At 61.3% G+C, this 13,570-nt stretch carries 13 protein-coding genes and 1 tRNA gene; 8 read left to right on the forward strand and 6 right to left on the reverse strand.

What is annotated here, in order from left to right; genetic code table 11:
• Positions 1–12 precede the first annotated feature (12 nt).
• From rsfS to HDEN_RS01005, 3 genes are all read left to right on the forward strand, one after another.
• Complete coding sequence (rsfS, locus tag HDEN_RS00995; protein ID WP_041921480.1) at positions 13–474, forward strand: ribosome silencing factor; 462 nt, start codon at positions 13–15, stop codon at positions 472–474.
• Positions 475–637: 163 nt separating this feature from the next.
• Positions 638–1,120 carry a 23S rRNA (pseudouridine(1915)-N(3))-methyltransferase RlmH gene (rlmH, locus tag HDEN_RS01000; RefSeq protein WP_013214254.1) on the forward strand — a complete coding sequence of 161 codons (483 nt, stop codon included), beginning with the start codon at positions 638–640 and terminating at the stop codon, positions 1,118–1,120.
• A gap of 6 nt (positions 1,121–1,126) precedes the next feature.
• Positions 1,127–1,663 carry a DNA-deoxyinosine glycosylase gene (locus HDEN_RS01005; protein ID WP_013214255.1) on the forward strand — a complete coding sequence of 179 codons (537 nt, stop codon included), beginning with the start codon at positions 1,127–1,129 and terminating at the stop codon, positions 1,661–1,663.
• Here the strand turns inward: HDEN_RS01005 and HDEN_RS01010 are convergent.
• The 3 genes from HDEN_RS01010 to HDEN_RS01020 all read right to left on the reverse strand — a co-directional run bounded on the left by HDEN_RS01010 (position 1,642) and on the right by HDEN_RS01020 (position 4,691).
• A complete protein-coding gene (locus tag HDEN_RS01010; RefSeq protein WP_013214256.1) occupies positions 1,642–2,466 on the reverse strand; it encodes an SDR family NAD(P)-dependent oxidoreductase in 825 nt (274 codons plus the stop codon). The genes HDEN_RS01005 and HDEN_RS01010 overlap by 22 nt on opposite strands.
• Before the next feature lie 117 nt (positions 2,467–2,583).
• Positions 2,584–2,973 (reverse strand): META domain-containing protein, encoded by a 390-nt coding sequence (locus HDEN_RS01015; protein ID WP_013214257.1) that lies wholly within the window; start codon positions 2,971–2,973, stop codon positions 2,584–2,586.
• Between the two features lie 38 nt (positions 2,974–3,011).
• Positions 3,012–4,691: an acyl-CoA dehydrogenase family protein gene (locus tag HDEN_RS01020; protein ID WP_013214258.1), complete on the reverse strand. Its 1,680-nt coding sequence runs from the start codon at positions 4,689–4,691 to the stop codon at positions 3,012–3,014.
• 323 nt (positions 4,692–5,014) lie between these two features.
• On the opposite strand from HDEN_RS01020, the gene HDEN_RS01025 reads away from it, so the two are divergent.
• Positions 5,015–5,899, forward strand: coding sequence for a YihY/virulence factor BrkB family protein (locus tag HDEN_RS01025; protein ID WP_013214259.1), 885 nt, complete (start codon positions 5,015–5,017; stop codon positions 5,897–5,899).
• 85 nt (positions 5,900–5,984) lie between these two features.
• On the opposite strand, the gene ccrA is transcribed toward HDEN_RS01025, so the two are convergent.
• A complete protein-coding gene (ccrA, locus tag HDEN_RS01030; RefSeq protein ID WP_013214260.1) occupies positions 5,985–7,304 on the reverse strand; it encodes a crotonyl-CoA carboxylase/reductase in 1,320 nt (439 codons plus the stop codon).
• Positions 7,305–7,560: 256 nt separating this feature from the next.
• Here ccrA and HDEN_RS01035 point away from each other — a divergent pair, with 256 nt between their 5' ends.
• From HDEN_RS01035 to HDEN_RS01050, 4 genes are all read left to right on the forward strand, one after another.
• The gene (locus HDEN_RS01035; protein WP_013214261.1) at positions 7,561–7,935 is read left to right on the forward strand and encodes a hypothetical protein; all 375 of its coding nucleotides are present in this window, start codon (positions 7,561–7,563) and stop codon (positions 7,933–7,935) included.
• Positions 7,936–8,071: 136 nt separating this feature from the next.
• Positions 8,072–10,087, forward strand: coding sequence for a protein meaA (locus tag HDEN_RS01040; RefSeq protein WP_013214262.1), 2,016 nt, complete (start codon positions 8,072–8,074; stop codon positions 10,085–10,087).
• 197 nt (positions 10,088–10,284) lie between these two features.
• On the forward strand, positions 10,285–10,635 hold the full coding sequence (locus HDEN_RS01045) for a YveK family protein (protein WP_013214263.1): 351 nt from the start codon (positions 10,285–10,287) through the stop codon (positions 10,633–10,635).
• Positions 10,636–10,707: 72 nt separating this feature from the next.
• A tRNA-Leu gene (locus tag HDEN_RS01050) sits at positions 10,708–10,793 on the forward strand.
• Between the two features lie 75 nt (positions 10,794–10,868).
• Here HDEN_RS01050 and HDEN_RS01055 read toward each other — a convergent pair.
• Both HDEN_RS01055 and HDEN_RS01060 read right to left on the reverse strand, forming a co-directional pair.
• Positions 10,869–12,254 carry an O-antigen ligase family protein gene (locus HDEN_RS01055; RefSeq protein ID WP_013214264.1) on the reverse strand — a complete coding sequence of 462 codons (1,386 nt, stop codon included), beginning with the start codon at positions 12,252–12,254 and terminating at the stop codon, positions 10,869–10,871.
• A gap of 160 nt (positions 12,255–12,414) precedes the next feature.
• The gene (locus HDEN_RS01060) at positions 12,415–13,557 is read right to left on the reverse strand and encodes a glycoside hydrolase family 3 N-terminal domain-containing protein (protein WP_245256688.1); all 1,143 of its coding nucleotides are present in this window, start codon (positions 13,555–13,557) and stop codon (positions 12,415–12,417) included.
• Positions 13,558–13,570: the final 13 nt, after the last annotated feature.

Here is a 13,570-nt window from a genome sequence, read left to right on the forward strand (position 1 = left end):
GGGCCGTCTGACATGCGGGACCAATCAGCAAAGGATGCTTACCGCTTGATCCGAACCACAGCCGAGGCCGCCCGCAAGGGCAGCTCTCAAGCCCAGTCCGCCGCCAAGGCGCCGGATGCGGCCGCTCTCCTCGAAGACGTCGTCCACTGGCTTGACGACGCGAAAGCCGAGGAAATCGTTTCGATCCCTCTCAAAGGCAAGTCTTCACTCGGCGACTTCATGGTTGTCGCGTCCGGCCGTAACGACCGGCATGTCGGCGCAATCGCCGAGCAGCTGCGCGACAAGCTCAAAGCGCGCGGCGAGGCTCGCGTGAGGGTCGAGGGATTGAACTCCTGCGATTGGGTCCTGATCGACACGGGCGATATCATCGTCCACGTCTTCCGGCCCGAGGTGCGCGAGTTCTATAACCTCGAGAAGATGTGGCAGGCGGATATCCCCGCCGATGCCTCGCGCGGCGACAGCTCGCAGCACTGAGCCTTTCCGCTTTTCGTTGAATCGCGGATCGGCTCTAGGTTTTTGTTTTGTCGTGCTTCTTCTCGGAAAACCGGTTCCCACTTTTCCGGAAGCACTCCAGGCGTCGCGGCGCGCTCCTATTCGTTGTTTTGCGCGGTTCGCTTGGTGACCGCGGGCGGTTTTCATGCGCATTTCGCTCCTCGCCGTCGGCAAGCTGAAAGACGCCGAGGAGCGGGCGATTTCTGATCGCTACGCCAAACGCTTCAACGGCGCGGGCCGGTCAATCGGATTGGGTCCGATCGATATTCGCGAGCTGAACGAAAGCCGCCAGGCGAGCGCCGACGAGCGCAAGCAAGATGAAGCCGCGCGGCTTTTGAAGGATCTGGCGGCCGACACGTTCATCGTCGCGCTCGATCCAGCAGGCAAGTCCGTCAGCAGCGAAGCTTTCGCGCGCACGCTCGGCGAAAAGCGCGACGGCGCGGTGAAAACGTGCGCGTTCCTGATCGGCGGTCCGGATGGGCATGGTGCGCAGGTTTTGAAGTCAGCTGGAATGACGCTATCGCTCGGTGCGCTGACGCTGCCACATGGTCTCGCGCGCGTCGTGCTGCTCGAGCAGCTGTACCGCGCGGCGACGATCCTCTCCGGGCATCCTTATCATCGGGCGTGACGCGTTATGCCGGGAGCGAAGGCGAAATACAGCTTTCCGCCGATCGTCACGGCGGACGCGCATCTGCTTATTCTTGGCACGCTGCCGGGTGAGGAATCGCTGCGACTGCAGCAATACTACGGGCATCCGCGCAATCATTTCTGGCCGCTGATCGCCGCGATTTTCGGCGAGGCCGTGCCATCCGACTATTCTGCGCGGATCGCTCTTCTGAAGCGTCACGGTTGCGCGCTTTGGGATGTGCTGGAAAGCGCGGAGCGCATCGGAAGCTCGGACGCCGCCATTCGGAATGCGACCGTCAATCCGTTCGCGGCATTTCTCGCCGACTATCCGAACATCCGGACGATCGCGTTCAATGGTCAGAAGGCGCGCGACTTGTTCCATCGCCATGTCGTGAAGCCGGGGCATGTGCCGGAGCAGGTTTGCACGATGATCGATCTGCCGTCGTCGAGCCCGCTCTACACGAAATCGCTCGAGGAGAAGCTCGGCATTTGGCGGGCTAAATTGGCGGAATCGCTGGCGGCTCAGAAGCGCCGGGCGAAATAGTCGATGCCGAACTGCGGCAGCAGGCGGCGCATCGCGGCTGCGATCAGCGTCGGCGTGGTCACATAGTAATGCGCTTTCGGACGGCTGCTTTCGACAGCATGGATCAGGCGTTTGCTCACGGCCTCGGGCTCGAGCTTGAACGATATCTGGCCGCCGGCCTTCATCTGCTCCAGCCGCGTTCGATAGACGTCCCGGTGCGGAGAATTGTCGATGTCGATCGTCGCGAGCAGCCGCGCGACGGAATGCTCGACGAAGCGCGAGCGGATCGGGCCGGGCTCGATCAGCGACACGCCGATGCCGGAGCCTTCGAGTTCGAGCCGCAATGACGTCGTCAGCGCTTCGAGTGCGAACTTCGACGCGCAGTAGGCCCCGCGATACGGCGCAACGACCATTCCCAAGACCGAAGAGCAATTGACGATGCGTCCGGCGCCGTTCTTGCGCATGGACGGAATGAGGCGTCGCGTCAGATCGTGCGTTCCGACGAGATTGACTTCGAGCTGTTCGCGCAGGAGCGCTGGGGTCAAATCCTCGACGGCACCCGGTTGACCGTACGCCGCGTTGTTGAACAACGCATCCAGGTGTCCGTGCGTCAGTTCCAGGGCGCGAATGGCGCAGGTTGCGATCGATTGCGGATCGGCCAATTCGAGTCGCAGAACTTCGAGGCCTTCGTACGTGTTGAGGCGGGTGAGGTCTTCGGCGTTCCGGGCCGTCGCGATTACGCGCCAGCCGCGCTGTTTCATCGTTCGGGCGGCGTCGAGGCCGATGCCGGACGAGCATCCGGTGATGAGAATTGAGCGTGCCATGAAAGCCCGGTTAGCAACGTGAATCGAGGACGGTGTTCGTCCTCGTGTATAGGCTCACGGACGCAACTGCAAAGCCGCAAAAATTCTGCGGGGTCGGAACGGCTTTAGGCGCGAAGGTCACTTCTTGAACTTCAGGATCACCTTGCCGCTCTCGTCCTTGAGGCTGACGAGAGCGCCGTCGGTCGTGAACGACCGGGCGGCCTCGAGAGCGGCGAAGTATTGCGCTTCCGTTTCGGATTTGCCTTCGCAGAATATCTTCGTCGAGGCCAACGGTCCGATCTGGATCGCGTCGTCCTCGATGCTGATCGGACCGGTGAAGCGATTGCAACCGCCGGTTCCGGAGGCTTTGTCCGACGTAAAGTCGAGCGTCAGTCCATCGACGGCTTTGCCGTTGAGCTCGACGGCGGTCCAGCTGGCTGCCGGCGCGCCTTCGTCATCTTCGGCGAGGGTGGGGGCGCTGGCTGCAAAGGTCAGCGCCGCCATGAGGATTGCCGTTGTGAATTTCATCGGTCTCGGCTCCTCATTCCCTTGGTAAAGCTGTTCACTCAGTTGGCGTTTTCGAGCAAGCGGCGCGCGATGACCTGCGCCTGAATTTCGGCGGCGCCCTCGAAGATGTTGAGAATACGCGCATCGCAGAGCACGCGGCTCACCGGATATTCGAGTGCGAAGCCGTTGCCGCCGTGGATCTGCAACGCGTTGTCGGCGTTGGCCCACGCGACGCGAGCACCGAGCAGCTTCGCCATGCCCGCTTCGAGATCGCAGCGGCGTCCGGCGTCCTTCTGGCGTGCCGAGAAGTAGGTGAGCTGGCGCGCGATCATCGTCTCGACGGCCATCATCACGACTTTGTTGCGGACGCGCGGGAAGGCGTAGATCGCCTTGCCGAACTGGTTGCGTTCCAGCGCGTACTTGAGGCCGAGATCCATCGCGCACTGAGCGACGCCGACGGCGCGGGCTGCGGTCTGGATGCGCGCGCCTTCAAACGTGTTCATCAGCTGCTTGAAGCCCTGGCCTTCGGCGGCGCCGAGAAGATTGGCTGCCGGGACTTCGAAATTGTCGAAGGAAATGTCGTATTCCTTCATGCCGCGATAACCGAGAACCTCGATCTCGCCGCCGGTCATGCCTTCGGCCGGGAACGGGTCCTTGTCGGAGCCGCGCGGCTTTTCGGCGATGAACATCGACAGGCCCTTGTAGCCCGGCTCGTTCGGATTGGTGCGCGTCAGCACGGTCATGATGTCAGCGCGGACCGGGTGCGTGATCCACGTCTTCTGGCCGGTGATCTTGTAGACGTCGCCGTCTTTCACAGCGCGCGTTTTGAGCGAGGCGAGGTCGGAGCCGGTGTTCGGCTCGGTGAAGACAGCGGTCGGCAGGATTTCGCCGGATGCGATCTTCGGGAGGTATTTCTCTTTCTGCTCGGGCGTGCCGTTGTGCAGGATCAACTCGCCGGCGATCTCGGCGCGCGTGCCGAGCGAGCCGACGCCGATGTAGCCGCGCGAGAGCTCTTCAGAGGCAACGCACATCGATTCCTTGCCGAGCGCCATGCCGCCGAATTCTTCCGGGAGCGACAATCCGAAGACGCCGAGTTCGGCGAGCTTCGCGATGACGTCGAGCGGAATGTATTCGTTCTTCAGGTGCCACTCGTGCGCGTGCGGATAAACTTCATCGAGGCAGAAGCGGCGCATCAGGTCCTGAATCTGCGCGTGCGTTTCGTCGAGGCCGGTGTCGCCGAACGTCATCGCTTCCGGCTGCGCCGCGATCAATTCGCCGAGGCGCGCCTTCACCGGTTCCGAACCGCCTTCGGCGACGAGATCGGCGATCGAATCCTCGAAGCGGCGGAGGTCGGCCTTCGGCACGCCGAGCGCGTCGGGACGGGCGATCTCGAGCTGGCTCATCGGAATGCCGCTCGCGATCTGGGCGCCGTATTCCGCGAAGGCGGCGATCAGGAGGAGTTGTTCGAATTCGCCGAAGCGTCCTTCGCCGGAGAGGCGGCTCGCCCAGTCGTGCATCTGGCGGAGGCCTTCGACGGCGGTCGCGAGCCATGCGAGCCCGTGCGCGGTGTGCTGCGCATTGTCGATGCCGCCGGCTTCCTGGATCTTGACGCGGACGCCGGCTTTCGCCGCCTGCAGGATACGATCGGCTCCGGTGACGGCTTCGCCGCAGCGCTCGATCAGTTTCTCGGAACCGGCGTGCAGAATAGAGGTTCCGGCCTTCAAGGGCGCGACGGACATGGATTTCTCCTGAAAATAGCTGGGAGCGTTGGCTCGAGCCGCGATGCTCATTCGCCACGCCGCGAACAGTTTACTAGCGGCCGGAAATAAGCCAACTGGTCGTCCGCCGCAACCGGTACTGAGCCGCAGCTTGGCGGTCCGGGGCTCGTGCGGCCGCCTCACGGGGCAGCCCGAGGGCTGGCGGTTAACGGATCGGACGCAGGTAGAAAAACCTGTGTCTGAAATGCAGCCCGAGCGGAAGAGCTGCTTTAAGAATTATGGACCTCTGGAACCTCAACAACTAGGTTCCGCGGCGAACGGCAGGCCGGGAGACTAAAGAAACGATGAAGCGCGCGCGCAGATTGTTCGAAGCCATTTATCGGCTCTACGAGCATTCCGGGTTCGCCATGGCGGGTGCAGTCGCGTTTTCCTTCGTGGTGTCGATCTTTCCGTTTTGCATCTTCTTGGGCGCGCTGTCCGGCGTGTTCGGCGGGCGGGAACTGGCGCAGGATGCCATCAACCAGCTTTTCGCCATTCTGCCTGAGCCGGTCGCCAAGGGCATCGCGCCGGAAATCGAAGCGGTGATGGGATCGCGGCGTATTGATCTTCTGACGGCCAGCGGATTTCTGGCGCTGTTCTTCGCGACGAGCGCGATCGAGACGCTGCGTGCGGCGCTCAACGGGGCCTATCGCGTGCACGAAAAGCGGCCGTATCCGCTTTGCCTTCTGATCAGCATGCTGTTTGTTTTCGTCAGCGCGATTTCGACGCTCGTTCTGACGTGGGCGGTCGTCGTCGGCCCGAGCGTCGTCGGCCCGGCGATCGCGTCGCAGTTCGAGTCGGAATGGGTCAAGCGCCTCTTCGACTCGACGGCGCTGGGTCCGGGCGTCAGATATGGGCTCGCCGGCGCGGTGATCGCGGCGCAGCTCTGCGCGTTGCATTTATGGCTTGCGGCGGGGCGGCGTCGCCTGGCTGACGTGTGGCCAGGCGTCCTGCTGTCGATCGTGCTTTGGCTGGCACTGGCGGGACTTTGGTCGCGGTATCTCGCGATTACCAACTACTCGCTATTTTACGCCGGTCTTTCGCAGCTGATGATCGCGCTGATCTTCTTTCAGTTCACGGCGATCACGATTTTGCTTGGCGCAGAGTTCAATCGCGGCGTGAGCGAAATGAAGCGGATGCGGCGTGAAGCGGCCGAGCGCGCGGCCTTTCAAGGTGGTTCGCCGAGCTGAGAGCTTGAGGGTCTATCCCCTCCCGTCGAGGGGAGGGGATAGAGCATTGGTTTTGGGCCGAGGCACAAGCCCCGGCGCGGACGCCTTAGCCTTGCCGTGGACCGGCTTCGATGACGTCCTCGAGCGTACGAAGTCCAGTCGTCGGAGCCGAGACGAGAACGGCCATGTTGCCGGGCTTGTGCTCGTTGCGCATCATCCGCATGTGGGCCTTGGGGATCTGCTCCCAAGACAGAACTTCCGACATGCAGGGATCGATGCGGCGCTCGACGACGAGCTTGTTGGCCTGCGAAGCCTGCGCAAGGTTCGCGAAGTGCGAGCCCTGGACGCGCTTCTGATGCATCCACAAATAGCGTGCGTCCATCGTCAGATTGTAGCCGGTCGTACCGGCGCAAATGACGACCATGCCGCCACGCTTCACGACCTGCACCGAGACGGCGATCGTCGATTCACCCGGGTGCTCGAAGACGCAGTCGACGTTCACGCCCTTGCCGGTGATGTCCCAGATCGCCTTGCCGAACTTGCGCATTTCCTTCAGCCACTCGCCGTATTCCGGCGAGCCGACTTTCGGAAGCTGACCCCAGCAATTGAAGTCCTTGCGGTTGATCGCGCCCTTGGCGCCGAGCTGCAGGACGTAATCGCGCTTGTCGTCTTCGGACACGATGCCGATGGCGTTGGCGCCGGAGGTGGCGCAAAGCTGAACTGCGAAGGAACCCAGGCCGCCCGACGCGCCCCAGACGAGCACGTTATGGCCGGGACGCAGTACGTGCGGACGATGGCCGAACAGCATCCGGTAAGCGGTTGCGAGTGTCAGCGTGTAGCAGGCGCTCTCTTCCCAGGTCAGATGCTTCGGACGCTCGAGAAGCTGGCGGTCCTGCACGCGGCAGAACTGCGCGAATGAGCCGTCCGGTGTTTCATAGCCCCAGATGCGCTGGCTCGGCGAGAACATCGGATCGCCGCCGTTGCACTCTTCGTCGTCGCCGTCGTCCTGGTTGCAGTGAATGACGACTTCGTCGCCGACCTTCCAGCGCTTCACCTTGGAGCCGACGGCCCAGACGATGCCGGACGCATCAGAGCCCGCGATATGGTAGGGGTTCTTGTGGACGTCGAACATCGAAATCGGCTTGCCGAGCGAAGCCCAGACGCCGTTGTAGTTCACGCCTGCCGCCATAACGAGAACGAGCACGTCGTGGCTATCGAGCTGCCACGTCGGAACGACCTCGACCTGCATGGCCTTATCGGGTTCGCCTTCCCGCTCCTTGCGGATCGTCCAGGCATACATATTCTTCGGTACGTGTCCGAGAGGCGGGATCTCACCGATCTCGTAGAGGTCTTTTTTGACTCCTGCCTCTAGCGGATGGGCAGCGGCCGCCGCCTCATTTTTTGTTGCCACGTTTTGGCTCGCCATTGATATTGCTTCTCCCGACTTTCCCCGCGATGAGGGTCCGTTCTGGCTCTTCTTCTTCGCGCTTCCCCTGCGGTCCGGTAAAGGGGGTCGCAGTATGAAGCACGTTTTTGCGCTGCAATGAAGGGGGCTAAAACCAGACGTTAACCGAGGATCAAGAACTCCTTAACCGGGGACGTCTAGGTTTTAGCGTGTACAAGAACTGATACTTTTTGCCACCGGCACATTCGCCGCACGCCTTTCGACCGGATGATCCGACATGCAAGACCTGCTGTGGCAGATCAGAGATACTGACGCGTTCACGTTCTATATCGCTGCAGCGTTCGTGGCCGCCGTCTTCTGGTTCATCCGGGAAATCGTGCACGCGCCGTTGCTGGCCATTGTGTCCGTGCCGTTTTTGCTGCTCGGAGGAATTCTGGCTCCGATCGGATTTCGGAGGGCGATGGTCTCGCTGACTTATGATCGCGATACCAATACCGCCGCGACGGTGGCGGTCGGGGTGGTGGCTGCACTCCTCGTGATCGTAAGTATTAATTGGCTCTGGGCGCTGTTGCTCGAACATCAGGCGCGCCGCGCGCGTATCGAGCCGGTTGCCGCCCGTTCGCCGGCCCGGCGTCTGCCGTCGAACCGATAGCTTGATTTTGGTATAAGCCGGGCGTTATCAAGTCGGCAAAACGCGGCGAACTGCCGTTTTTGCGTTTCCGCGACATTCTATTACCTTACAGCCCCTGATCCTAGCGACTGTTCCTGAGCCGAGAGACGCCGTCCGCATGTCCGAATCCAAGACTGTAAGTCCAGCCAAAGCTAAAGACGGCAAGGTCGAGCGCGAGAAGCCTTGGCTGTTTCGGACCTATGCCGGTCACTCGACCGCCGCAAAGTCCAATGAGCTTTATAAGAAAAACTTGGCCAAGGGTCAGACGGGCCTGTCGATCGCTTTCGATCTGCCGACGCAGACGGGCTACGATTCCGATCACGAGCTGGCGCGGGGCGAAGTCGGCAAGGTCGGCGTTCCGGTTTCGCATCTCGGCGACATGCTGACACTGCTCGAAGGCATTCCGCTCGATCAGATGAATACGTCGATGACGATCAACGCGACCGCGGCGTGGCTGCTGTCGCTCTATATCGCCGTCGCCGATCAGACGGGCGCGTCGCGGCTGAAGCTTACCGGCACGATCCAGAACGACATCATCAAGGAATATCTGTCGCGCGGCACCTACGTGTTTCCGCCGCAGCCGTCGCTCAGGCTGATCAAGGACACGATCGTCTTCTCGACGAAGAACGTGCCGAAGTGGAATCCGACGAACGTCTGCTCGTACCACTTGCAGGAAGCAGGCGCCTCGCCGGTGCAGGAGCTCGCTTACGCGCTGGCGACGGCCATCGCCGTGCTCGACACCGTCAAGGCATCGGGAGAGGTGCCGCCGGAAGAATTCGGCAACGTGGTCGGCCGCATTTCGTTTTTCGTGAACGCAGGCATGCGCTTCATCACCGAGATGTGCAAGATGCGCGCGTTCAACGAGCTTTGGGACGAGATTGCGCGCGATCGCTATGGCGTCGAAGACCCCAAGCACCGGCGCTTCCGCTACGGCGTGCAGGTCAACTCGCTCGGCCTCACCGAGCCGCAGGCTGAGAACAACGTCTATCGTATTCTGCTAGAAATGCTGGCGGTGACGCTGTCGAAAAACGCGCGTGCGCGTGCCGTTCAGTTGCCCGCCTGGAACGAAGCGCTGGGATTGCCGCGGCCGTGGGACCAGCAATGGTCGCTCCGCATGCAGCAGATCGTGGCTTATGAGACGGATCTGCTGGAATACGGCGATATTTTCGACGGGTCGGTCGAGATCGCGAAGAAGGTCGCGGCTCTGAAGGAAGAGGCCAAGGCCGAACTCGCGACGATCGACAAGATGGGCGGCGCGGTCGCGGCGATCGATTACATGAAGCGCCGGCTCGTCGAAAGCGGCACGGGCCGGCTTTCGCAGATCGAAAGTGGCGAGTTGACTGTCGTCGGCGTCAACCGGTTCAAGGAAACCGAGCCGTCGCCGCTGTCGGGCGGAACGGATGCGATCATGGTCGTCGATCCGGCTGTCGAAGCCGAGCAGATCGGACGCCTCAAGGCCTGGAAAGCCAATCGCGACGCCAAGAAGGTTGCGGCGGCGCTGGCAGAGGTCGAGCGGGCCGCGAAGGAAGACATCAACATCATGGATGCGTCCATTGCCGCCGCGAAAGCCGGTGTCACGACGGGCGAGTGGGGCACGATCCTGCGTAAGGTCTTCGGCGAATATCGGGCCCCGACCGGCGTCGCGCAGGCGGCCGTCGTGCGCGAGGGGGCGCAGCTTGCAACCGTTCGCGAGTCCGTCAACGAGGTGTCCGATCGCCTCGGCCGCCGCATCAAGTTTCTTGTCGGCAAGCCGGGCCTCGATGGCCATTCGAATGGCGCCGAGCAGATCGCCGTTCGTGCGCGCGACGTTGGTATGGAAGTGGTCTACGAGGGTATCCGGCTGACGCCCGCACAGATCGTCCGCGCCGCCGTCGACGAAGCGGTGCACGTCGTCGGACTGTCGATCCTGTCCGGGTCGCATGTGCCGCTCGTCAAGGACGTCATGGAGCGGATGCGCAAGGAAGGCCTCGACGATGTGCCGGTGATCGTCGGCGGCATCATCCCGCCAGCAGACGAGAAGGCCTTGAAAGCGTTCGGCGTTGCGGCCGTCTACACGCCGAAAGACTTCCAGCTTAACGACATCATGGCGGATATCGTGCAGCTGGTTGACCAGCACACCAGCGCGGCGGCTTGAGGCCGTACCGATCGGGTCGAGCTAACGCGCCTTTATTCTCGCTTTGATTTTTATCGTGGATTTGCCGCGCCGACCGATGACGTTCGCAGGCCCGGCGGCCACGCGGCGTCGCCGATCATAGATTTACCCCCATGCAGTGGATGACATGGCGCGGTGAGTTCTGATACAGGCGGCTCGGCTTCAAGGGAGAGAGACCCGTGCGCGAAGATGTTCGGCGGCGACTGGATCGAGCCATATGGCTCGATCGTGCGAAGTACCTTGGAATTGGTCTCGGCATTGTCGCGGCGATCGGGCTGGCCTTCGGCTACGAGACGCTCGACACCAAGGTCGACAACAAAGACGTCCATGGCAAAGTGACCGACATCGAGCCGCTGGTGACGAAATCGAGCGTGGCCGAGGCCGAAGGAGAAAACGTGATCGTTCAACTCGATCACGGGCCGCTGATCCGCGTGCTGGCTTACAAGTCGCGCGGCATCAAGGTTGGCGACGAAATTCAGGTCGTGGAGCACCATCACGGAACGGGCCGCGTCACTCATACGCTGAAATAGCCCGTCTCACGCGTTGACGCAGGCGTGCAGGCCGGTGTAGATCGCCCCTTCTCGCCCGTTTCGGGCGGCTAAGCCTCAGTGGCGGAACGGTAGACGCGGCAGACTCAAAATCTGCTATTCGCAAGGGTGTGGGGGTTCGAGTCCCTCCTGAGGCACCAACGGCATATTTGGCCATCCGGCGCGGCACCGGTTTATTCGAACCTGAGTGCGGCCCAGCCGGAAGTATCTCGTCGTCAAGCCTGTGAGGTTGTTCGCGAAGGCGTTTCTGCGGTTCCGCGCATTCCGCCTGTTCTCTCGCCTGCGCTCTTGGCCAACGCCAGAGCAGCTGCGCTCATGCATACCGCCGCAAAATACCAATGCTGCCAGAGGCCCCAGCTGAATGCCATGATGGCGGTTACTGATGCGAACGCTGCGATCGCAAATGGGAACGATCGGGCGGGCATCGATGCTATTCGCCGCAAAATCAGGAGACCGGCGATCGAGAACAGTAGCGCGCCGACAGCACCGAATTCATACCAGATTTGCAGGTAGATGTTGTGCGAGTGGTGGCCATTGCGTTGCGCGCTCAGCTCGCCGGGAACCACAGTCGCGGTCGGAGCTTGGAGCTGGTCGTAGTAAATCACGCTTTGAATGCCCCGGCCGAATAGCCAGGCCTCGGGAATCTGCTGGGCCTCGAAATTCCAGATGACGATGCGGGCTCGCGCCGATCCGGCGAGCACCGTGGAATTTTGCAGGCCGTTGTCGTAGGCGATGCGAGATGCGGGGACGACAGCCAGCGTTGCCAGCATCCAAATGACTGTCATTGCCGATAACGCCGCCCGCTTCGATAGTTTGCTCAGAACAAAAACGGCGCAGGCCAATAACAGCGCGACCTTCGATGTCTTATGGACCGACAGGAAGGTTGCGCAGAACGTCGCGAAAAACAGGCCATAGACGTAAAGCTTGCTTTTGAGGTCCTTCAAGCGTTCGGCTTCGTTTGCCGCGATGAGCAGCATTGGCCAGAAGAGCAGGTTTAAAACGCCGATGTTGCGATTGAGAACATACGTGCGGACGGATTGGATCCTATCGTCTGCAAATATGAAATGGCCTTTTCGTCCGCCGGCCAGCAAGGGCACATGATTGAGAACGGACGTGACGATGGATTGCGAGGTCAAGAGCTCGGCAACGAGATATACGGCGCCGACTAATGTTCCAGCCAGCAGACCTTGAGTGAGTTTTCGCTGATCAATCGGATTGAGTCCGGTGAGCGTCCGGCTCATCTGCCAGGCCATCGCCAGGAACGCGCCGAAAACGGCAAGTAGCGCCAAAGCGCTTGCTGGTTGAGGCGCCGTCACTGCGCGAGCGAACAAGTACAGGGCCGCAGCAACAAAATAAATGGGCGTGAAACCGGAGCCGAAGGACATCGGCTGCGTCGTCGTCTGCCGGGCGGAGCGACCTTGTAACAGCACGAGACAAGCGAACGCGGCCGGCAATAGGGTGTGGCTGAACTTGGGGGCGACGAGCGACATCAGAGCGAACGTGAATGCGACAGGCAGCAGCGCGTCACGAGCTGCGACCGCCGCAGCAGCTGTTCGTTGTTCGACGTACTCGGTGGCGCCTGAAAGAGATTTGCCCAGCATGCCCCGCTCCGCAAATGCACGGAGCGACTATTAGTGATTCGGAATGGGGGTGGATCGTTTGATCCACAACACAGTGACTTTATGAAAGGGATTTTTGGATCAAGTGGAAGAAACAACGGATACGGACGATCTGGTGCCGGAACATCGGCGCGGCGTGGGGCTAAGGGTGCTCTGAAGCGCGAACAAGCCTGCGAAAAGTCTCTGATTCCAAGTCCTTGCGGATAAGGCCCCCGCTATCCGCTGCGAGCAGAGCCGCCATCACAGTATCGAAATGCTTGTCAGAGTTGGACAGCAGCACGAGGTCAACGCCCGCATTGAGTGCTTTGACCGCCGCTTCCCCGATGCCGTCTTTCGACTCGAGGATCGCTCCCATTCCAAAATCATCGGTGACGAGCAAGGCATCGACCTTCCAGCGTGAGCGGAGCAGCCCGTCGATCATCTCTGAAGAATATGAGGCAGGGAGCGTTGGATCTATCGCGTCGACGCGCACGTGACCGATCATCATAGCGAAACGGGGATCGTTCTTGAGGCGCTGAAACGGCAGCCAGTCCTCGCGCTCGAGTTGCGGTTCGGGAGTCGCGAGCGTGCCGGCTACGACGTGCGTATCGTTTGCGACGCGCCCGAGGCCTGGGAAGTGTTTCAACGTGCACGTGACATCGAATTCTGCGAGTGTCTCGCAGTACCAGACCGCAACTTTTGCGACGATCTCGGGATCGCTGGAAATCGCTCGTGAGTAGATCCGGCTTCCGCTGTCGTTGGCGGGAGCGGCTGACGATTGCAAGTCGACGACCGGTCCGAAGTTCATGTTTACGCCCAGCGTCTGCAGTTCGCGAGCTTGAGTTGCGGCATACGCTTTGACCGCCTTTTCCCGTTCGTCATCGGAATTCAGGTTGGAGATCGTCGCGCCAAGCGAAGGCTGAGCCGTCAGTGGCGGCGACAGATGCGAAACGATACCGCCTTCCTGATCTGCGGCAACGATGAGGCGAGGCAAGCCTTGAGCTTTTCGGATCGCCTGCAAGCGCTCGATCTCGGAGCGAATCTGATCGGCAGTGCGATCCTGCGCGTTACGTGTGGTGAGGAATATGCCGGCGATTGCGCGCTTTTCGACGAGCGCTTTGATCTTTGCGACGTCCTTGTATCCGACGATCAACCGTCGGCCTAGGCGCTCCAGACGTGCGGGGTCAGATTGAAGAATGGAAGCTCGCAAGGCATGTTTGCGGAAATGACCGGAGCCATAAAAAATTGCGAGAGCGACCACGATGACGAGCATCGCGGAGCCCAACCAGCCGAGCCGTGCGAGCATTCCCTTCATCGAT

This window comes from Hyphomicrobium denitrificans ATCC 51888 (assembly GCF_000143145.1).
In the GTDB taxonomy this organism is placed as follows: Bacteria; Pseudomonadota; Alphaproteobacteria; order Rhizobiales; family Hyphomicrobiaceae; genus Hyphomicrobium_B; species Hyphomicrobium_B denitrificans.